Annotated in this window: 22 protein-coding genes; 9 read left to right on the top strand and 13 right to left on the bottom strand. The window is 73.7% G+C overall.

Translation table 11 applies throughout. The annotated features are described in order from the left end of the window. Positions 1–31: 31 nt before the first annotated feature. The 9 genes from ACH45N_RS15575 to ACH45N_RS15615 form a co-directional block, all read right to left on the bottom strand. Entirely contained in the window at positions 32–925 is an 894-nt protein-coding gene (locus ACH45N_RS15575) for a universal stress protein (RefSeq protein WP_397395376.1), read from the bottom strand. Between the two features lie 37 nt (positions 926–962). Further along, a complete protein-coding gene (locus tag ACH45N_RS15580; RefSeq protein ID WP_397395378.1) occupies positions 963–1,556 on the bottom strand; it encodes a TetR/AcrR family transcriptional regulator in 594 nt (197 codons plus the stop codon). A 19-nt stretch (positions 1,557–1,575) separates the two neighbouring features. Further along, the gene (locus ACH45N_RS15585) at positions 1,576–1,950 is read right to left on the bottom strand and encodes a YciI family protein (protein WP_397395380.1); all 375 of its coding nucleotides are present in this window, start codon (positions 1,948–1,950) and stop codon (positions 1,576–1,578) included. A gap of 99 nt (positions 1,951–2,049) precedes the next feature. After that, positions 2,050–2,697, bottom strand: coding sequence for a TetR/AcrR family transcriptional regulator (locus tag ACH45N_RS15590; RefSeq protein WP_397395382.1), 648 nt, complete (start codon positions 2,695–2,697; stop codon positions 2,050–2,052). After that, positions 2,698–3,531 carry a tyrosine-protein phosphatase gene (locus ACH45N_RS15595; protein ID WP_397395384.1) on the bottom strand — a complete coding sequence of 278 codons (834 nt, stop codon included), beginning with the start codon at positions 3,529–3,531 and terminating at the stop codon, positions 2,698–2,700. It abuts the gene before it with no gap. Continuing rightward, positions 3,528–4,421, bottom strand: a complete 894-nt coding sequence (gene phnE, locus ACH45N_RS15600) for a phosphonate ABC transporter, permease protein PhnE (protein WP_397395386.1) — start codon at positions 4,419–4,421, stop codon at positions 3,528–3,530. Before phnE ends, ACH45N_RS15595 begins: the two co-directional genes overlap by 4 nt. Continuing rightward, positions 4,402–5,181 (bottom strand): phosphonate ABC transporter ATP-binding protein, encoded by a 780-nt coding sequence (locus tag ACH45N_RS15605; protein WP_397395388.1) that lies wholly within the window; start codon positions 5,179–5,181, stop codon positions 4,402–4,404. The genes phnE and ACH45N_RS15605 overlap by 20 nt, the downstream gene beginning before the upstream one ends. Positions 5,182–5,183: 2 nt before the next feature. Beyond that, entirely contained in the window at positions 5,184–6,122 is a 939-nt protein-coding gene (gene phnD / locus ACH45N_RS15610) for a phosphate/phosphite/phosphonate ABC transporter substrate-binding protein (protein WP_397395391.1), read from the bottom strand. Between the two features lie 163 nt (positions 6,123–6,285). Then, positions 6,286–8,037, bottom strand: coding sequence for an HNH endonuclease (locus ACH45N_RS15615; protein ID WP_397397475.1), 1,752 nt, complete (start codon positions 8,035–8,037; stop codon positions 6,286–6,288). A gap of 596 nt (positions 8,038–8,633) precedes the next feature. Here ACH45N_RS15615 and ACH45N_RS15620 point away from each other — a divergent pair. Continuing rightward, on the top strand, positions 8,634–9,359 hold the full coding sequence (locus tag ACH45N_RS15620; protein WP_397395393.1) for an SDR family NAD(P)-dependent oxidoreductase: 726 nt from the start codon (positions 8,634–8,636) through the stop codon (positions 9,357–9,359). An 18-nt stretch (positions 9,360–9,377) separates the two neighbouring features. Here ACH45N_RS15620 and ACH45N_RS15625 read toward each other — a convergent pair whose 3' ends face one another. Continuing rightward, entirely contained in the window at positions 9,378–10,253 is an 876-nt protein-coding gene (locus tag ACH45N_RS15625) for a helix-turn-helix transcriptional regulator (protein WP_397395395.1), read from the bottom strand. 139 nt (positions 10,254–10,392) lie between these two features. On the opposite strand from ACH45N_RS15625, the gene ACH45N_RS15630 reads away from it, so the two are divergent. Both ACH45N_RS15630 and ACH45N_RS15635 read left to right on the top strand, forming a co-directional pair. Then, positions 10,393–11,595, top strand: coding sequence for a multidrug effflux MFS transporter (locus ACH45N_RS15630; protein ID WP_397397477.1), 1,203 nt, complete (start codon positions 10,393–10,395; stop codon positions 11,593–11,595). 58 nt (positions 11,596–11,653) lie between these two features. Then, positions 11,654–12,697: a zinc-binding dehydrogenase gene (locus ACH45N_RS15635; protein ID WP_397395397.1), complete on the top strand. Its 1,044-nt coding sequence runs from the start codon at positions 11,654–11,656 to the stop codon at positions 12,695–12,697. A 26-nt stretch (positions 12,698–12,723) separates the two neighbouring features. On the opposite strand, the gene ACH45N_RS15640 is transcribed toward ACH45N_RS15635, so the two are convergent. Beyond that, positions 12,724–13,482, bottom strand: coding sequence for a DeoR/GlpR family DNA-binding transcription regulator (locus ACH45N_RS15640; protein ID WP_397395399.1), 759 nt, complete (start codon positions 13,480–13,482; stop codon positions 12,724–12,726). A 48-nt stretch (positions 13,483–13,530) separates the two neighbouring features. Between ACH45N_RS15640 and ACH45N_RS15645 the strand changes: the two genes are divergently transcribed. After that, positions 13,531–14,265 (top strand): NUDIX domain-containing protein, encoded by a 735-nt coding sequence (locus ACH45N_RS15645; RefSeq protein ID WP_397395401.1) that lies wholly within the window; start codon positions 13,531–13,533, stop codon positions 14,263–14,265. Further along, complete coding sequence (locus ACH45N_RS15650) at positions 14,262–14,636, top strand: TraR/DksA family transcriptional regulator (protein WP_397395403.1); 375 nt, start codon at positions 14,262–14,264, stop codon at positions 14,634–14,636. Before ACH45N_RS15645 ends, ACH45N_RS15650 begins: the two co-directional genes overlap by 4 nt. Here the strand turns inward: ACH45N_RS15650 and ACH45N_RS15655 are convergent. Continuing rightward, positions 14,633–15,391: a hypothetical protein gene (locus ACH45N_RS15655; protein WP_397395405.1), complete on the bottom strand. Its 759-nt coding sequence runs from the start codon at positions 15,389–15,391 to the stop codon at positions 14,633–14,635. The genes ACH45N_RS15650 and ACH45N_RS15655 overlap by 4 nt on opposite strands. A 288-nt stretch (positions 15,392–15,679) precedes the next feature. Continuing rightward, positions 15,680–16,561 carry an oxidoreductase gene (locus ACH45N_RS15660; RefSeq protein WP_397395407.1) on the bottom strand — a complete coding sequence of 294 codons (882 nt, stop codon included), beginning with the start codon at positions 16,559–16,561 and terminating at the stop codon, positions 15,680–15,682. A 74-nt stretch (positions 16,562–16,635) separates the two neighbouring features. Here ACH45N_RS15660 and ACH45N_RS15665 point away from each other — a divergent pair, with 74 nt between their 5' ends. From ACH45N_RS15665 to ACH45N_RS15680, 4 genes are all read left to right on the top strand, one after another. Next, positions 16,636–17,277 carry a TetR/AcrR family transcriptional regulator gene (locus tag ACH45N_RS15665; RefSeq protein ID WP_397395409.1) on the top strand — a complete coding sequence of 214 codons (642 nt, stop codon included), beginning with the start codon at positions 16,636–16,638 and terminating at the stop codon, positions 17,275–17,277. Positions 17,278–17,453: 176 nt separating this feature from the next. Continuing rightward, complete coding sequence (locus ACH45N_RS15670; protein ID WP_397395411.1) at positions 17,454–18,521, top strand: aldo/keto reductase; 1,068 nt, start codon at positions 17,454–17,456, stop codon at positions 18,519–18,521. Beyond that, complete coding sequence (locus ACH45N_RS15675) at positions 18,518–19,270, top strand: SDR family NAD(P)-dependent oxidoreductase (protein ID WP_397395413.1); 753 nt, start codon at positions 18,518–18,520, stop codon at positions 19,268–19,270. Before ACH45N_RS15670 ends, ACH45N_RS15675 begins: the two co-directional genes overlap by 4 nt. A 68-nt stretch (positions 19,271–19,338) precedes the next feature. Continuing rightward, entirely contained in the window at positions 19,339–20,157 is an 819-nt protein-coding gene (locus ACH45N_RS15680; protein ID WP_397395415.1) for an SDR family NAD(P)-dependent oxidoreductase, read from the top strand. Positions 20,158–20,266: the final 109 nt, after the last annotated feature.

A 20,266-nucleotide genomic window follows, 5' to 3' on the forward strand; every position in this document is an offset into this window, starting at 1 on the left:
GCCATGCGGGGAACCCGGTACGTGGCGCCCGTCACTCCGCCGGCGGCACGACCGCCACCGGGCAGGGGGCGTGGTAGATCAGGGCCTGGCTGGTGGAGCCCAGCAGCAGGCCGCGAAAGCCGCCGCGCCCACGGGAACCCACCACGACGAGCCGGGCGTCCTTGGCCCGGTCGAGCAGGGCGGCGGTGGGACCGTCGGGGGCGACGACCCGCTCGACGCGCACGTCCGGGTGGTCCGCCCGCGCGTCGGCGAGCCAGCGGTCCAGGGCCTGGGCGCCGTGCTCCTGCGTGGCCTGATCCTGGGTGCCCAGGTCCTGGGTGCCCAGGTCCTGGGATCTCCGCCGGCCGAGGCCCGGCCCGTCGCTCCAGGCGTGCACGGCGACCAGGGGCGCGCCGCGGAGGGCGGCGGCGTCGAAGGCGAAGCGGATCGCCTCCCGGCTCGTGGGCGACCCGTCGACGCCGACGACCACCGGACCCTCCTGCGCGGGCGTGCCGCGCACCACCACGACGGGGCAGTGCCCGTGCGTGGCCACGGCCACCGCGATGGAGCCGACCAGCAGCCCGGTGAGCCCGCCGAGGCCGCGCGAGCCCAGCACCACCAGGGCGGCCGACGCCGACCTGCCGACAAGCTGTCCCGCCACCGAGCCGACGGCCAGCCGCGTGGTCACCGGGACACCGGGGGCCGCCTCGGCCGCCGCAGCGGCGGCGTCGTCCAGCCACAGCGTGCCCTGCTCGATCAGCGCGTCCTCGTACGACCCGAGCGGGGCCGCGTGCGGGACGCCGGGCGGAACCGGCGACCACACGCTGACGAGGACCAGCGGCACGCCGCGCCCGGCAGCCTCACGAGCCGCCCAGCGGACGGCCTGCGTGGCCGACTCCGAACCGTCCACGCCCACCAGGACCGGAAGATCTCTCGTCTCGCTCATACGCGCCATCGTGACACCGGATCGAGGGCCGGGCAGGTCAGCGCGGCGTCAGGCCCCGCTCGAAGAGGTCGACGAGCGCCTGCGCGAAGGCGTCCGCATCGAGCCCCGGGTCGTCCTCCCGCGCCTGCTGGTAACCCTCGACCGCGCAGAGGATCGCGTGCGCCGTCCACTCGACCTGCACCGGGCGGACCGTGCCCGCCGCGCTGCCCACCCGCAGGACGCCCAGGAGGGGGTCGCGAAGCAGCGCCTCGTCGAAGGCGGCGGGCTCCCCCGGGCGCTTCCACCCCGCGGACAGCCGCCACAGCGCGTTGACGCCGTCGCGATGGGTGTCCTGCCACCGCACGAAGGACGTCAGGTAGGCCGCGAGCCCGCCCTCGGGAGAGCCCGCGGCCGCCACGGCCTGCTCGATCGCGGCCACGCAGTCGCCGAGCACGGTGTCGCAGAGCACCGTGAGCAGCTCGTCCTTGTCCGCGAAGTGGTAGCTGATCATGCCCGGGCTGGACAGGCCGGCCTCGGCGGCGATGCGCCCGAACGTCGCCTTCGACAGGCCCTCGCGCGCGATCACCCGTACCGCCGCCTCGACGATCTGGGCGCGGCGCGCCGTGGTCGTGAAGGACCGGCCTGTCTGCATGACCAGGACTCTAGCCGGGCTACTGCGGCTCTTCCTGCAGCGCCCGCACCTCGATCCGGGACCGCAGGGCCGCCGACGCGCGCTCGGCCCAGCCGAGCGCGGCCTCCTGGTCGGCGACGTCGACGATCCAGAACCCGCCGACGTACTGCGGCGCGTCCACGAACGGCCCTGGGACGTGCTCGGGCTCCGCGCCGGTCGCGTCGACGGTGACCGCCGTCGACGGCGGGTGCAGCCCGCCCGCGGTGACGAACGACCCGGACTCGTTGAGCGCGGTGTTGAACGCGTCGACCGCGGCGATCATCGCCTCGAGCTCGGCGGGGTCCATCTCCTGCATCGACTCCATCGTCGGCTCGTCGGCCGTGTCGTGCGGCATGGTCAGGAAGAACTGGGGCATGAGACGTGCTCCGTTTCTGTTCGGTTGAGCAGAAGTTAGGTCACCTGAGCAAGACGCCGCAAGGAAAACGAGCCGTCTCGGGGAGCACCGGCCCGGAGATCACCCGGCCTGCGCCGCCATACCGCGCCACGCGACCCGGATACCCTCACGGCAGCGCGCCAGCGCCTCGGGGTCGTCCAGGGTCACGCCGCGCACCACGAACTGGTAGTAGAAGACCCCGTTGACCAGGTCGATGCAGGCGTCGACGTCGATGTCGGGACGCAGCACGCCCCGCTCGATCCCCGCCCGCAGCACCGCGACCATGCCGGCGCGCCGCCGCGAGACGTGCGACCGCCAGTACGCCTGGGCGAGCTTGCGGTCCGTCATCGCCAGCCGCATGCGCAGCCGGAACCGCTCCTCGGAGTACGTCTCGCGCGCCGCCGACGACGAGGTGGCGTACGACGAGGTGGTGGACGACGAGGTGGCGTACGACGAGGTGGTGTACGCGTCGAGCACGTTCTGCAGGAGGTCGCCCTCCAGCGGGATGGTGTGCGGCGCGCGACCCCGGTCCAGGGCGGTGGCGACGAGGTCGGTCATGCTGGGCCACCGGCGGTAGATCGCCGCGCGGCTGACGCCGCTGCGCTCCACGACGCGGCTCACCGTGACCTCCTCCCCGCGCTCCAGCAGCTCGACGGCGGCGTCCACGATCCGCTCGTCGTGCCCCTGGGCGCGGGGGCGGCCGGGGCCGCGCTGGGCGTCGTCGGCCACCTACGCCGCGCCCGACGCAGCACCCGTGCCCGCGAGGGCCCGGGCCCGCAGCTGGGCGACGAGCCCGTCGGTGAGCCCCGCGGCCCGCAGCGGGGCCAGCGGGTCGCCGTGCCGCTCGGTGAGCGCCGCGAACAGCTCGCGCATCGGGGCCGGCGAGAACTCCGTGCCGACGGCGGCCAGGGCCGCGGCGTCCAGCTCGATGCCGAACCGGCTCATCAGCGGCCGCATCACCGGCGAGATGCGGGCCAGGACGGCGGCCGAGTTCTCGCCGGTGCGCACGTAGTCGGCCACGATGTGGTCCTGGTCCGCGCCGAGCGCGAGCAGCAGCGACGCGGCGAGCACGCCGGTGCGGTCCTGGCCCGCGGCGCAGTGGAACGCGACGGTGCCCGGCGCGTGGGCGATGATCGCGAGGGCCGTGACGATCTGCGGGGCGGCGCCCTCGTACATCCGCAGGTACATCCGGCCAAACCTGGTCTGGTCCATCATCTCGGCGGCCATCCCGGCGGGTGTCGCGCCGGATCCGGCGGGGCGCGCCCCGGGTTCGCCGGCGGCCACGCCGATGTCGGCCAGCAGCGGCACGTGGTGGTAGGTCACGTTCGAGTGCGTGCCGAGCGGGCCGCGGCCGGTCACGCCGAGCTCGTCGGTCGAGCGCAGGTCGATGATCGCCCGCACGCCGCCGTCGACCAGGCCGCGGGCGACGTCGCCCGTCACCAGGGCGAGGTCGTCGGCACGAAGGGCGAAGCCCTCGCGGACGACGCCGCCGGCGACGGGGATGCCACCCAGGTCGCGCAGGTTGACGGGCGCGCTGAGCGTGAGCGCGGGGGTGGTGGTCATGTGATCTTCCTTCGGATGACGGCGCTGGCCTGGTCGATGACCGTGACCAGCACGATGATGCAGATGACGATCGCGCTGAGATGACCGTAGTCGTACATGCGCATGGCGGTGGTCAGCTCCAGGCCGATGCCGCCGGCGCCGACCATGCCGAGGATGGTCGCGCCGCGCACGTTGCCCTCGAAGAGCAGCAGCGTGTACGACACCAGCAGCGGGCCGGCCTGGGGCAGCACCCCGTACTGGACGACCTGCCGCCGGGAGGCACCGACGGCGCGTACGGCGGTCACCGGGCCGTCGTCCACGGCCTCCATGGCCTCCGCGAAGACCTTGCCGATCGAGCCGATCGAGCCGACGGTCATGGCGAGGATGCCGGCGAACGGCCCCAGCCCCACGGCGGAGACGAACATCAGCGCGAACACGAGGTCGGGCAGGGAGCGGATCACGTTCATGACCCACCGCGTCGGGTAGTACAGCCAGCGCGGCGCGATGTTCGACGCCGCGCCGAAGGCGACCACCAGTGAGAGGACCGCGCCGAGCACGGTGCCGACGATCGCCATCTGCAGCGTCTCCACCAGCAGCTCGACGATGGTGCCGAACCTGTCCCACGTCGGCGGGAAGAGCCGGAGCAGGAAGTCGCCCATGTTCACGGTGCCCTCGCCGCGCTTCGCGAAGTCGAACTCCGCGCCGACGAACGACCACACCAGCAGGACGGCGGCGACGGGCAGGCCGAGCAGGAACCGCGCGCGGGGCACGTTGACGGCACGCTCCAGACGGGCGCGGGTGCGCGGGTCGAGCTGCGGCTCCGAGGTGGTCCGGCGGCTCGGTCGACTCCCGCGGCTCGGACCACGCCCGGGTGCGGCCGGGGCGGCGGGATCAGACGAGACCGTCGACACGGTGGGCCTCCTCGTCGTGGCTGTACAGCACGTCGAGCGCCGCGGCGTCGAGCCGGTCGGTCGGGGCCGAGACGAGCACCTTGCCGTGCCGCAGGCCCACGATGCGGTCGGAGTGCTCCAGCGCGAGCGGGAGCACGTGCAGGCTCACGAGCACGGGGATCCCGTCCTGGTGCGCGATGTCGCGCAGCAGCTCCAGCACGGCGTGCGACATCCTCGGGTCGAGCGAGGCGACGGGCTCGTCGGCGAGGATGATCCGCGGCTCCTGCATGAGCGCGCGGGCGATCGCGACGCGCTGCTGCTGGCCGCCCGAGAGGGAGCGCGCCTGCTCGGTGGCCTTGTGGGCGATGCCGACGCGGTCGAGCAGCTCCAGCGCGCGTCGTCGGTGCGCGCCGGTGAACCCGCCGGCCAGGTTGAGGGGGCCGGCGTCGTGCAGCGCCCCGGTCAGCACGTTGGTGAGCACGCTGAGCCGGCCGACCAGGTTGAACTGCTGGAACACCTGGCCGGCCGACGCGCGCACGTCGCGCAGCCGGCGGCGCGGGAGGTTCGTCAGGTCGTGCCCGACGACGTTCGCCGAGCCGCCGGTGATCGGCGCGAAGCCCGTGAGGCTGCGCATCAGGGTCGACTTGCCGGAGCCGGACGAGCCGAGCAGCGCGACGATCTCGCCCGGGAACAGGTCGAGGTCGACGCCGTCGAGCACGAGCGGACCGTCGCCGTAGGCGACCCGCAGGTCGCGCACCGAGACGAGTGCTGGGCCGGTCATGCTCAGCCCAGGTCCGAGATGTCGACGTCGGCGATCGCGGCGATGTCGACGAAGGGCTGGAAGATCGACGGGTCGGGGTCGACGATCGGCTCCGTACCCTGCATCGCCTCGAACATCGCGCCGAGGGCGTCGGCGTTCTCCTCGACGAACACCTTCGGCAGGGCCTGCTTCAGGAGCTCGCGCTTGTCGTCGGCGAGCTCCTGGTCGGCGAGCACGGTGACGGCGACCGGCATCGAGGCGCTCTCGCCGATCGAGCGGGTCTCGCCCTTCTCGAACGGGAACATCGGTTCGCCCAGGCCCGCCATCGCCGGGAAGATCGTGGACGTGCAGGCCACGTCGACCTGACCCTCCTTGAGGGCGGTGAAGCTCATGTCGTGCCCGCCGCTGAACATCGGGGTGTAGTCGGTGTCCTGCTCCAGGCCGGCGTCGTGCAGCATCGCGACCGGCATGAAGTAGCCGGAGCTGGACGCCGGGTCGGCGAACGCCACGACGGTCTCGGGTGTGATGTCGGCGAGCGACTTCAGGGGTGAGCCGTCGAGCACGAGGCAGGTCGAGACCGGGTCGTCGTTGCCCGGCCACGCGACCAGCGAGTCGACCTCCCCCGTGTTGACCGCGAGCGCGGACGGGAAGCCGCTCATGAAGCCGATGTCGACGTGGTGGTTGCGCAGGGCCTCGACGACGGCCGTGTAGTCGGGCACGTCGACGATCTCGACCTCGCGGCCGGTCTCGGCCTCGACCAGACCGGCGAACGCTTTGATGGGGTTCTCGGCGCCGGGGTCGTCGCCGAGCGGGGTGGTGGCGAAGGTGATGGGGGCGTCGGGGTCCGAGGCCGCGGCGTCGGCGGAGGCGGTGCCGTCGGAGGTGGTGCCGGAACAGCCGGTGAGCAGGACGGTGGTGCCGAGGGCGAGCAGGCCCAGAGCCGGGAGTGCGCGGGCGCGCATGGGCGTTCCTTTCGGGAGGCCGACCGGTGGCCGGCGGGATATCGCGACTGGCGATATCGATATGGAACTCCCCGCAGATGGCCGCGAATTACGAGACCGCGGTCCTGTAACGGAAGCGCGGATGAAGATCGGGTGTCCGGCGGCATCGTGTGGTGGGCGCGCCTCAGAACGGCGGGACGCCGGGTCCGGGTGAGACGCCGCGGGCGGCCGGTGCGCGTTCCGCCGTGGGTGCGGCTGTGGGCACAGCCCTCGGTGCTGTCTCGATGTAGACGCGGGGCAGCCGACGTCCGGCCAGGGCACGCAACGTCAGGTCCTGGCTGGTACCGGGGTCCACCTGGTCCAGGTCGATCCCGGTGTCCAGCACCGATGGTTGCCGGGTGTGCGCCCTGCCCGCGGGCGTGGTCCAGGTCGTGACGCCTGTGACGGGGTCACGCTCGACGCCCCAGCCCGCGTGCGTCTTGAGCAGGTGATGCCGACGACACAGGGCATGCAGGTTCGACGCGCTGGTCTGCCCACGCGCACCCTCACCCCTGGCAGCAGGTCCAGCACCGGCGTCGCGGGCGCGATCACGGTCATGGTCGAAGGGTTCGATGTGGTCCAGGTCGCACGTCGTCGCCGGGGTGTCGCACCCGATGAACGTGCAGGTCCCGTCCCTGGCCTCCACCGCCGCACGGAGCACCTTGCCCGGCGTGTAGCTGGTGGTGGAGTAGTCGATGAGCACTCCGGTGACCGGGTCGGTCACCAGCCGCTGCCACGTCGCGTCCTGAGCGATCAGCCGCGCCGTCTCCGCCGGGATCGGACCGAACCCATCAAGCTCACCCGGGCCATCATCCAGGCCCAGGAGCGTGCTCGCCGGAACCGTCACCCGCACCACCGGCCGCGTCGGCGTCACCCGCACCACCGGCTCCCGCACCACAGACGCCCCGCCACCACACGAACAGACCGACTCGTCGACGCTCCCGGACGTCTCCCCCGAACCGCCCTCGGCCTGGGTGGTCGCCGCGAACCGGTTCCCCGGCACCAGCCGGCCCGTGACGATCCCGGTCAGGCAGTCCGCACGAAGCTGACCCAACGTCCGCTCCTCACCCGCGGTGTACCGCAGCTGATGCGCCATGTCGTCCACCACACCCCACACCGCCGCAGCATCCACCGCAGGCAGATACGCCGACACCCAGCCCATGTCGTTCTCCGCCCGATCCACCTGCACGCTCCGGTCCAGGGCCGCAGCCCTCGCGGACTCCTCCGCGCCGTGCCGCGCCTTCGCGAACGCCAGCAACTTGCTCCGCAACCACCGCCACGTCCGAAACGGAGCCTGCGGCAGAAACCGCTCGACCGCCTCCGCCCGCTCCACCACCGTCAGATCAGCCGCCGACCGCAACAACGTGTGCGCCTTACGCACATCGATCCGCCCCTGGACCAGCGCCGTGATCACCGACGGATGCTCCGCACCCGACTCCGCGCGCACCACCACCTCCGACCCCTCAGCCTGAGTGATCACCAGCTCGGCCGTCACCTGCCCGACCAACGAGCTGTGCGCCAACGGACTCGTCTCCCGCGCCGCCAACTCCCCCACGACGCGCGCCTGCACACCCGCCGCCCACGACTGCAGCCGGTTGCACGCGACCACCAGCTCCCCCAGCAGGTCGTCGGACAGCGCGTCGAGCGGGGCCGATCCGGCCTCAGCGACGACGGGTCCGCCGGCAGCCATGGCAGCCTGCCCGACGCCAAGCGCGGTGCCCAGCCCGGTGTACTCCGCGACCACCCACGCCAGCTCGGCGCCCGGCGCGCCGGCCAGCGCCTCGACGGGCCACCGCTCCGGCTCGACCGGCGCCCCCGAGGCACGCAGTCGGTCACGCTCGCCGAACAGCGCCTCTCCCTCGGCGAAGAGCGCGGCGAGCCAGGTGTCGTCGGGCATGGTGCCGTCCGCAAGATCGTCGTCGGAGACGGCACGCCGGGACGGCACGGCATGCGCAAAGGGCACCGCACACCCGGACGCCGCGGCGCCCACCAGAGGTGCACCAGACGCCGCACCTGCGACACCACCGGCCCGTCGCGCGGAAGCACCGTCGCGCACAGCCACCGAACCACCGCTGCGACCGCCCAGAGACGTCGCGGCCGCTCGACCTCCGTCGTCGCACCACTGCCCACCCATACCGCCACCCCCTCGAACTCCAACGCGAGTCAACAACACCATTCCAGCGGACGTTTGTTCGATCCTAGGCCGGGTCACTGACACCCGCCCGTTCTTCTGCCCGGCGCGTAAACGACGCCCGTCGGCGCGCGTTGACGCCGTGGCACCGGTACACAAGTCTCGGTGGTGACGTCCCGGTCACGCCGACCGCGGCCCCCACCGCAGCCCCGACCGCGCCAGGTCGCCAAACCCATGGCCACCGCGTCACGGCGACGTCGGGGCCGACAGCTCCGGCACACCCACCAGCGCGCTTCAGCCGGAGGAGAGGGCGCTGCCCGCCCGTTCCGTCCGCTCGACGTCTCCCGGAGGATGATGCATCCATGAGCCGAATTCTCGTGACGGGTTCCGCCGACGGCCTGGGCCGCCTCGCGGCGGACACGCTCCTGAACCAGGGCCACGACGTGGTGGTGCACGCCCGGAATCCGGGCCGCGCCGAGACGCTGCGGCCGCTGGTCGACCGCGGCGCGCGGCTGGTGGTCGGCGACCTCGGCGAGCGCGACGCCGTCCGCGACCTCGCCGCCGCGCTGGCCGCGGATGCCCCGCCGGACGCGGTGATCCACAACGCCGGGGTGTGGAGCGGGCGCGCTGTCATGCCGGTCAACGTCGTCGCCCCGTACCTGCTCACGGCGCTGCTGCCCGGGCCCCGCCGCCTGGTGTACCTGAGCAGCGGCTCGCACTTCAGCGGCCGCCCGGTGCTCGACGGCGTCGACTGGCAGGGGCGGACGCCCGGCTCGTACGGCGACAGCAAGCTGTTCGTCACGGCACTGGCGGCCGCCGTCGCGCGCCTGCGCCCCGGGGCGTCGAGCAACGCCGTCGACCCCGGCTGGGTCCCCACCCGGATGGGCGGGGCCGGCGCCCCGGACGACCTGGAGCTGGGGCACCGCACCCAGGAGTGGCTCGTCACCAGCGACGACCCGGAGGCGCTCACGACCGGCGGCTACTGGTACCACCAGGAGCGGCAGCAGCCGCACCCCGCAGCCCTCGACGTGACGTTCCAGGACCGGCTCCTCGCGGCGCTGGCGCGGGAGACCGGGACGACGCTCTGAGCCCGCCGGGCCGCCGGGCTACGGTGTCGCCGTCGACCGCGGCCGAGCCGCGGACCAGGACGCGAGCAGGCGCAGGCCCTCGGCCGACGGCGACCCGGGCTCGGCGCTGTACACGAGCATCACCTGGCCCGGCTCGGCCGTGAGGGCCAGCTCCTCGTAGACCAGGGTCAGGTCGCCGACGACGGGGTGCCGGAACCGCTTGGTGCCGGTGCCGTGCGTGCGGACGTCGTGCTCCGCCCACAGCGCGCGGAACGTCTCGCTGCGCGTCGAGAGCTCGCCGACGAGGTCCTGGATGCCCTTGTCGTGGGGGTCCCGGCCGGCCTCGGCGCGGATGATCGCCACGCACATCCCGGCGAAGAGGTCCCAGTCCGGGTAGAACTCGCGGGACACGGGGTCCAGGAACTGGAAGCGCGCGAGGTTCGGCGTCCGGCCGCCGTCCCCGATCAGCGGCGAGTAGAAGGCGCGCCCGAGGGTGTTGACCGCGACGAGGTCCTGCCGCTGGTCGCGGACGATGGCGACGGAGTCCGTGATCGAGTCGAGCATCCACTGCAGGCTCGGCCGGGGCGCCCCCGGGCGGGCGGCCCGGCGGCGGCTGCGCCCCGACGACGGGATGCCGTCGGCCGCACGGGCGAGGTCGAGGAGGTGGGCGTGCTCCGCGTCGTCGAGGTGCAGGGCGCGCGACAGCGCGTCCAGGACCGCCGCCGACGCGCCGCCCAGGGCACCGCGCTCCAGCTTCGCGTAGTACTCGACGCTGACCCCGGCCAGCCCGGCGACCTCGCTGCGGCGCAGGCCCGCGACCCGGCGGTGCATACCCGCGGGCAGGCCTGCCTCCTGGGGCGTGAGCCGGGCGCGGCGGGTCATGAGGAACTCGCGGACCTCTGCTCGGTTGTCCATGCCTCCAGGCTAGGTCGGGCGCCCGGGGCGCGGGGTGCCCTGTCGGTACACCCCACGCCAGGGACTCCCTGCCCCGCGGACGGCGGCCAAGACTGAGGGGGTGCCAGCCACCCTGAACCCGCGGACCGTCACCGGACGGATGCTGCCCTCCCTGCTCCTGCTGCTGACGGTCTTCGGCCCGATCTCCATGGACCTCTACCTGCCCGCCCTGCCGGCGCTCACCGTGGAGCTGGGCGCGGCGACGTCCGTCGCGCAGCTGACCGTGACGGCGTGCCTCGTCGGGCTCGCCCTGGGCCAGCTCGTCGCGGGCCCGCTCTCGGACCGCTTCGGACGGCGCGGCGTCCTGCTGGTCGGCGTCACCGCCTACGTGGTCACGTCCGTGCTGTGCGCGCTCAGCCCGACCGTCGAGACGCTGGTCACCGCCCGGTTCGTGCAGGGGCTGGCGGGCGGCGTCGGCATCGTGATCGCGAGTGCCGCGGGGCGCGACGTCTACTCCGGGGGCGCCCTGATCCGCTTCTACGGCCGCCTCACCGTGATCGGCGGGTTCGCGGCGGTCGTCGGACCGCTCCTGGGCGGCCTGCTGAGCACGTGGGTCGACTGGCGTGGGCTGTTCGTGTTCCTCGCCGTCGTCGGCGCCGCGATCCTGGCCGTCGCCGCACTGGCCTTTCCCGAGACGCTGCCGGCCGACCGGCGGGTGACGGGCGGGTTCGGGCAGACCGTGCGCGACTACCGCACGCTGCTCACCGACCGGGCCTTTCTCGGCGCGCTGCTGAACCAGGGCTTCCTCTACGCCGCCCTGTTCGCCTACCTGGCCGGCGCAACGTTCGTGCTCCAGGACGGCTACGGCCTCTCGCCGCAGTGGTACGCGGCGGCGTTCGGCCTGAACTCCGCGGGCTTCATGACCGCAGGGTGGGTGGCCGGCCGCCTCGCGGAACGCTGGAGCGTCCCGGGCACGCTCGCGATCGGGGTCGTGGCCACCGGGCTCGGCGCGGCGGCCCTGCTGCTCGCCGGCCTGGTGGACATGCCGCTGTGGGTGGTCGTCGCCGCCCTGTTCACGCTCGCGAGCGGCGTGGCGGTCTCGTCGCCGCCGGCCACCACACTCGCCCTCGCCGGGTATCCGCGGACGGCGGGCACGGCCTCGTCGCTGCTGGGCATGGTCCGCTTCGGGCTCGGCGGGGTCGCGGCCCCGCTGGTGGGGGTCGCGGGAGCGGCCCCGATCCTCCCGCTCGGTGCCGTCACGTCGGTGGCGGTGCTGCTCGCGGCGGCGTCCTGCCTGCTCCTGGCCCGCCGTCCGGTGACGGCGTCCGGCCGCACGGCCCGGACCGTGGTGGTCGAGATCTGACCGACACCCGCACCACCCGCACCACACGCACCACACGCACCGACCGAAGGAACACACCATGAAGGCCACCGTCATGTACGGCGCGGGCGACGTCCGCGTCGAAACCGTCGCCGACCCCACCCTCCTGCTGCCCACCGACGCCGTCGTGCGCACCGTGCGCACGTGCATCTGCGGTTCCGACCTGCACCCGTACCACTCGATGCCCGGCACCGAGCACGGGCAGACCATGGGGCACGAGCTGCTCGCCGTGGTCGAGGAGGTCGGCTCCGCCGTCACCGCCGTCCGCCCGGGCGACCTGGTGATCGCGCCGTTCGCGTTCGCGGACAACACCTGCCCGATCTGCCGGGACGGCTTCCAGACCGCCTGCCCGCACGGCGGCTTCTACGCGACCCCGGACACCCCGGGGCTGCAGGCCGAGCTCGCCCGCATCCCGCTCGCCGACGGCAGCCTCGTGCCCGTGCCCGGCGTCACCGAGAAGGACGAGGCGGTCCTGCCGTCGCTCCTCACGCTCTCCGACGTGTACCTCACCGGCTACCACGCCGCGCATCTCGCGCGGATCCGGCCGGGCCAGACGGTCACCGTGATCGGGGACGGCGCCGTGGGCCTCTCCGCGGTGCTCGCCGCGAAGCAGCTCGGCGCCGGGCGCATCATCCTCATGGGCCGCCACCAGGCCCGCACCGACCTGGGCCGGGAGTGGGGCGCGACCGACGTCGTCCCCGAGCGCGGCGAGGAGGGCATCGCGCGGGTCGTCGACCTGACCGGGGGCGAGGGCTCCCACGTCGTCCTGGAGGCCGTGGGCCACATGCCCGCCTACACGCAGTCGGTCGGCGTCGTGCGGGCCGGGGGCGTGATCTCCCGCGTCGGCGTGCCGCAGTACGACGACGCGCCGGTCGGCTTCGGGTCGCTGTTCGGCCGGAACATCACGCTCACCGGTGGTCCGGCCCCGGTCCGCGCCTACATCGAGCAGGCCATCCCGCTGGTGCTCGACGGCACGATCGAGCCCGGCCGGGTGTTCGATCGCACGGTCCCGATCGACGACGTCCCCGCGGGGTACGCCGCGATGGACGCGCGCGAGGCGCTGAAGGTGCTCGTCACCGTCTGACCGCCCCGTCTCCTGACCGCCCCGCCTCAGCCGGCGGTCAGGACCTCCACGCCCAGCTCCCGGACCTGCCGGAGGACGGCGTCGCGCGGGTCGGCGTCGGTGATCACGCCGGTGACCCGCCCCCAGGGCAGCACCCGGAACCGCGACGCCGTCCCGATCTTCTCCGCCGAGGCGAGGACGTAGGTCTCCGCGGCCCGCGCCGACAGGGCCCGCTTCATCGCCGCCTCCTCCGCGTCCCCCGTGGTCAGGCCCGCCTCGGGATGCACGCCCGTGACGCCGACCAGGCAGAGGTCGGCGGAGACGTTCTGGGCCGCCTCGACGGCGGCGGCGCCGTAGGCCACCGCCGAGTGCTTGAAGACCCGGCCGCCGAGCAGGTAGATCTCGGCGGCCGGGTGGTCGAGCAGCGCGACGGCGATCGTCGGGCTGTGCGTGATCACGGTGCATGCCAGGTCCGGCGGGAGCGCCCGGGCGACGGCGAGGGCCGTGGTGCCGCCGTCCAGGATCACCGCCCCGCCGGGCCGCACCAGCCCGGCGGCGACCGCGGCGACCGCGCGCTTGCCGTCGGGGGCCACGGACTGCCGGGCGGCGTAGTCGACCACCGCCGGCGACACCGGCAGGGCGCCGCCGTAGACCCGCTGGACGAGGCCCTCGGCGGCCAGGTCCCGCAGGTCACGGCGCACGCTGTCCTCGGAGATCCCCAGGTCGGCGGCCACGTCCTTGGCGACGACCTTGCCCTGACGAGCCAGTAGTCCGAGCAGGTGGTCCCGGCGTTCCGCAGCCAGCATCCGTATTCTCTCCCGTTGTTGCACGTTTCTGCATGTACGGTAGCAGTCGTGACCGACAACGTCCTGCCCCCTCGCCCGACCGACCTCCCCGGCGTCGACGTCCCGGACCGCCGCGGGCGCACGGGCCTCGACCAGGCCGGGCGCGACCTGGACCGCAACCCCGGCGTCGTGGTGCGCGACGTCGAGCTCACGTCCCAGGGCTGGCACGTCCTGCGCCGCACCACGTACGACTACCGACGCCGCGACGGGCGGTGGGAGACCCAGCAGCGCGAGACGTACGACCGCGGCAACGGGGCCGTCGTCCTGCCCTACGACGTCGGGCGCGGCCGCGTCCTGCTGACCCGGCAGTTCCGCTACCCGGCCTACGTCAACGGGCACCCCGACGGCATGCTCGTCGAGGCCGCCGCCGGGCTGCTCGACACCGACGACCCCGACACCGCCGTCCGCCGGGAGGCCGCCGAGGAGCTCGGCGTCACGCTCGGGGAGCTCACCCACGTGCTCGACGCCTACATGAGCCCCGGCTCCGTCACCGAGCGGCTCCACTACTACGCCGCCCCCTACACGCCGGCCGACCGGACCGGGGCCGGCGGCGGGCTCGAGGAGGACGGCGAGGACATCGAGGTGCTGGAGGTACCGTTCGCCGAGGCGCTCGCCATGACCCGCGACGGCCGCATCGTAGACGGCAAGACCATCCTGCTGCTGCACTGGGCGGCGCTGGACGGCCCGTTCGCCCAGGCCGCATCATCATCAGGAGGTCTCGACGTGAGGAGGACGACGGCGTGACGGTTCCGTTCACCGACGAGGTCCGGGGGCTGCTGGTCGCCGACCGCGAGCGCACTGCGGAGCTGATCGCCTCCCTGACCGGGAGCATCGCCTCGATGGTGGAGGCGTCGCAGCTGTCCGCGTCCGACGACGAGCACGACCCGGAGGGCTCCACGATCGCCTTCGAGCGCTCGCAGGCGAGCACGCTGCTCGCCGCGGCGACGGAGCACCTGGCCGACGTCGACGCGGCCCTGGCCCGGATCGCCGCCGGCACGTACGGCCGCTGTGAGCGATGCGGCCAGGCCATCGCCCGGGAGCGCCTGCTGGCCCGGCCGACGGCCCGCACCTGCATCGTCTGCGCGGCCGCGGGCGGGACGGGTCCCCCGGGCTAGACGGGTCCCACGGGCTCGGCGAGCGTGCGGCGCGCGGCGTCCAGCACGGCCCGGAGCTGAGCGTGCGGAAAGCCATCGCTCGCGCCGGTGTCCGGCCCGATCCGGGTGCTGTAGAAGGGTTCGGCGTCGACGTCACGCTCTCCGGCCCACAGGTTGCCGGCCTCGTCGCGCTGCCACGTGACGCCTTGGCCGCGGAAGTCGGCGCGGTCGAGCCAGTCGGTGCCACGCGGCCAGTAGCCCTCCCAGTCCGCGGGGCGCAGGGCGGCGTACGCCTCGTCGACGGCGGCGAGGGCCTGGTCCACGTCGTCGTCGGCGAAGACGGCGGCGAAGCGGCACAGCAGGGCCAGTGCCGCGCCCGGCGGCAGCTCGGGGCTCCGCGCGGCGACGGCCCGGCAGATCAGGTCGAGCTCCGACCAGCGCAGCGCGTACGGGTGCCAGTGCGCCATGTCGTCCCAGCCGAGCTCGGCGGGTTCGGTCGTACCGGGAGTGGTGACGCCGAGGCTGTGAAGGTCGAGGGAGACGTCGACGCTCAGCACGACGTGGTGGCCGGGGCCGACCTCGAAGGCCACGTCGAGCGACGCGTCCTCCTCGTCGTCCAGGTCCTCGTCGTCGAGGTCCTCGTCGTCGAGGTCCTCGTCGTCCTCCGCGTCCAGCAGGTCTTGGAGTGCTCCGAGCCGGTCCACGCCCGGCCCGTCCTCGTGGGCGAAGGTGTACCGCGCCCAGAACTCGGGAGAGTGAACCGGTGGGATCGTCACGGGAGAAACATAGGGCACCTGCGCCCCGATACAAGGAACCCCGCCCTCTGGGGAGGCGGGGCCCTTGCCGCCGTACTGGGCATCCCCGGCTGCAGCGGGGATCGCGTGCGGTCTCAACCTTGAGAGGCCCTCCCCGCGACGCCAGGGCACGCCCCTCCAGACTACGAAAGCGTTCGGACGACCGCCCGCCGGGTACCGGTCGCCCGACCGCCATCCCGCCGGTGGTTCAGGCCTCATCACCTGGGCCGGCGTTCTGCCGCTACCCCGACGTGCCGCACTCCCCCGCCCTCAGCCGGGAAGCTGTGCGCCGTCCGGGAAGTCCGTGCTGCGGGACAGCTCCGCCCACTGCTGGATCTCCCGGTCGACGGCGGCACGGCCGGCGGTGACCAGGCGCAGCGCGTCCGAACCGAGCACCAGGTGCGCGGGCGGGTTCGGCACGCCGACGATCTCCAGGACCGCCTCGGCGGCAGCCCGGGGGTTGCCGAGCTGACGGCCGTCCGCCGCCAGCCGGTGCTCCCGCACCGGCGTCATGACCTGGTCGTAGTCCCCGATGGACCGCTCCGCGCGGACCATGGACCGGCCCGCCCAGTCGGTGCGGAACGATCCCGGCGCGACGGCGGTGACGTGGATCCCGAACGGCGCGACCTCCTTGCCGACGGTCTCCAGGATGCCTTCGACGGCGTACTTGCTGCCCTGGTAGAAGGACGTGCCGGGAACGGTGATGAGGCCCGCCATCGACGTGATGCCGAGGATGTGGCCGCGGCGGCGGGCCCGCATGTGCGGCAGCACGGCCCGGACGAACGCCACCGTGCCGTACACGTTCACCTCGAACTGCCGGCGCAGGTCGGCCATCGTCGACTCCTCGAAGATCCCCTCGTGCCCGTACCCGGCGTTCGCGATCGCGACGTCGACCGGCCCGACCGTGTTCTCGACCTCGTCGACGGTGCGGGCGACCGCATCGTCGTCCGTCACGTCGAGCAGGCGGGCGACCGATCGCCCCGGGGCCAGGGCCTCGAACGCCTCGGCGTCGACCGGCCGGCGGACGGTGCCCACGACGGTGTGGCCGGCGTCGAGCGCCGCCTGCGCCATCGCCCGGCCGAGCCCGGAGCTCGCGCCGGTGACGAGAAAGGTCTTGGTGCCGTGGTTGTCAGCGCTGTTGTGCTCAGTCATGACACCCAGTCTACATCGCGTCGATAATACTCGACACAGTGCAGAATATGTTCGACGGCGGGTAGGGTGACGGCGTGGACGACGACGAAGGGGCACGCGGCCGACGACGCCGCGCGACACCGACCAAGGGCGACCGGCGCGAGCGGGCGATCCTCGACGCCGCCGAGCAGCAGCTGGCCGCCGACGGGTACGACGCCATGACCGTCGCGACCATCGCGCAGGCCGCCGGGATCACCCGCGGGGCCCTGTACTTCTACTTCGGCAGCAAGAACGAGGTGCTCGCCGCCCTGGTGGAGCGGACGGTCACCCGGCTCCGCGCGGAGATCGACGGCGCCGACGACGGCGTGCCCCCCGAGAACGCCGTACGCGAGGGGATCGCCTGGACCGCCCGGATGTGGCGCGAGCACGGGACGGTGATGCGGGCCGCGGTGGAGCTCTCCCCGTCGGTTCCCGCGGTCGAGAAGCTGTGGCGGTCGGCGGTCGTCGCGCTCACGGACACGATGCGGGGAGTCGCCGAGCGCGCCGGCGTCCCGGCCGGCCCAGGGCCGCACGACGCCGCCGCCGTTGTCGCCGCGCTGGTCTGGATGACCGAACGGGCCTTCTACCAGGCGACCGCCACGGGGGGCTCGGCGGACGAGACGGCCGCGACCCTGACCCACGTCTGGCTGACCACGCTGGGCCTGCCGGTCGACGCCGGGAGCCGGCAGGGCGCGTAGGACGCGCACCGCCGGCGTCGCTCCAGGAGTCCCGGTCGAGCGCCACGATCCCCCGGTGACGGGGCCCACACCCGCGCCCCTCGACAAGAGGCCACTGGCCCTTTAATCTCGAACCGTAAAGTTCCAGTGGCCTTTTAGGGCCGCCGGATCAGCACCCACGGAAGGCGGTTCGCACCATGGACGACGACGCAGCATCTGTCGCCCGCACCAGGCTGGGCAGCTCCGACATCGCCGTGCGGCCCATCGGTCTGGGCCTGATGGGCATGTCGCAGTTCTACGGGCCGGCCGACCCGGACGCGTCGGTCGGCACCATCCGTGACGCGATCGAGCTCGGCGTGGAGCTGTTCGACACGTCGGACTACTACGGGGCGAGCAGCGCCCGCCCGGGAGCGCCGGTCGCCGGGTTCGGGCACAACGAGCGGCTGCTCGGCCGGGCCCTGCGCGGCCGCCGGGACTGGGCGGTCGTCGCGACCAAGTTCTCCGCCCGGCCGACCCCCGAGGGCCGCAGCATCTTCGACGGCCGCCCCGAGTACGTCAGGGCCGCCTGCGCGGCCAGCCTGGAGCGGCTCGGCACGGACCGGATCGACCTGTACTACTACCACCGGCTCGATCCGGCGGTCCCCGTCGAGGAGACGGTGGGCGCCATGGCGGAGCTCGTGGCCGAAGGCAAGGTCCGCGCGATCGGGCTGAGCGAGGTCACGCCGGAGATCCTGCGCCGGGCCCACGCCGTCCACCCCGTGGCGGCGCTCCAGAGCGAGTACTCCCTCTGGGAACGCGCGGTCGAGACCGAGGTGCTCGCGGAGTGCCGGCGCCTGGGCGTCACCCTCGTGCCGTACAGCCCGCTCGGGCGCGGCATGCTGACCGGGGCCTTCGCCCGGCCCGCGTTCGGCCAGGACGACTTCCGCTCCACCCTGCCCAAGTTCCAGGGCGCGAACTTCGAGCGCAACCGACGCCTGGTGGACGGGCTGGAACGGATCGCCGCCGACCTTGGCGCGACGCCCGGCCAGACGGCCCTCGCCTGGCTGCTCGCCCGGCACCACGACGTCGTCCCCATCCCGGGCTCCACACGCATCGCGAACGTCCGGGAGAACGTCGCCGCCACCTCGGTGCGGCTCAGCGCGGACGACACGGCCTGCCTGGACGCGCTCTTCGACCCGGCGCAGGTGGCGGGCACGCGCTACGGAACGCTCAACGCCCGCCCATCGCTCGACACCCCCACAGCAACGAACAGGAGCAGCTCATGAACTACGACGACCAGTTCGCCGGCAGGACCGCCTTCGTCACCGGCGCGGGCAGCGGCATCGGGGCGGACATCGCGCGGCTGCTCGCCGCCCGCGGCGCCGACGTCGCCCTGGTGAGCCGCTCGCGCGCCCCGCTGGAACAGCTCGCCGACGAGATCACCGGGAACGGGGGCAGTGCACTCGCCCTGCCCGCCGACGTGGGCGATCCGCGCGCCGTCGAGCAGGCGGTCGCGGCGACCGTCCGCCGCTTCGGCGCCCTGCACCTCGCCGTCAACAACGCGGGTACCTCCGGCGCCCACTTCGACGTCCCCGACCTCCCTGAGGACGAGTGGGACGCGACGCTGGCGACCAACCTCTCCGGCACCTTCTACGGGCTGAAGTACCAGATCCCCGCCATCCGGGCCGCCGGCGGCGGCGCCGTCGTCAACATCTCCAGCGTCTTCGCGGACCGCGGTCTGTCCCACCGCGCCGCCTACAGCGCGAGCAAGCACGGCCTGCGCGGGCTGACGCGCGCGGCCGCCGCCGACTGGGCGCAGCACGGCATCCGCATCAACGAGGTCCAGCCCGGCGTCATCCCCGTCCCGCGGCAGCAGGGCAACCCGGAGGAGGTCGCCCAGGTCGCCGCGAAGATCCCGGCACGCCGGCTCGGTACCGGGACGGAGGTGGCGCAGGCCGTCGCCTTCCTGCTCTCCGACGAGGCCTCCTACATCACGGGCGCGCACCTCGCCGTCGACGGCGGCTTCCTCGTCTGACGCGTCCCGACGCCGTCCCGCACCAACACCCACACCCACACCCACGAGAACGAGACAGAGGCATCATCATGAGCAAGACCTGGCTGATCACCGGCAGCTCCCGCGGGCTCGGCCGCGCCGTCGCCGAGGCCGTCCTGGCGAACGGCGACAACCTCGTCGCCACGGCCCGCCGTACCGAACCGCTGACCGACCTCGCCGAGACGTACGGCGACCGGATCCGGCTGGTCACCCTCGACGTCACCGACGCCGAGGCCGCGCGACGAGCCGTCGAGGTCGCCGTCCAGGCCTACGGCCGCCTGGACGTCGTCGTCAACAACGCGGGCTACGCGGACATGGCGGCCATCGAGGACATGTCCGAGCGGGCCTTCCGAGCCCAGATCGACGCCAACCTCTACGGCGTCGTCAACGTCACCCGTGCCGCCCTCCCGGTCCTGCGCGAGCAGGGCGCGGGCCACGTCATCCAGATCTCGTCCGTCGGCGGGCGGGTCGGCGGTCCCGGCCTCGGCGCCTACCAGGCCGCCAAGTGGGCCGTCGGCGGCTTCTCGGAGGTCCTGGCCAAGGAGGTGGCCCACCTCGGCATCAAGGTCACCGTCGCCGAGCCGGGCGCCATGCGCACGGACTGGGCCGGCTCGTCCATGGCCACCCCTGCGGTCAGCGCACCGTACAAGGAGGTCGTCGAGCCGGCGATCGCGCGGCAGCGCGCGGCGGACGGCAAGCAGGCCGGCGACCCGCGGCAGGTCGCCCAGATCCTCCTGGACGTCGTCGAGGCCGACGAGCCGCCGCTGCGCCTGCTCCTCGGGAAGGACGCGGTGCGGGTCGGACAGCTCGTGGCCGAGACCCTCGCGGCCGGCGACGCCGCATGGCGGCACGTGAGCGAGTCCGTCTGACCCACGGGTCGGCGCCCACCGGTCCGGACCCGCGACATGGGTCCGGACCCGGGCGCCGCCCAGGCGAGCGGCGTCGACGAGAGGCTTAAGGTTGCTCGCAGGCGGCGCC

Source organism: Promicromonospora sp. NPDC019610 (assembly GCF_044389365.1).
Classification (GTDB): Bacteria; Actinomycetota; Actinomycetes; order Actinomycetales; family Cellulomonadaceae; genus Promicromonospora.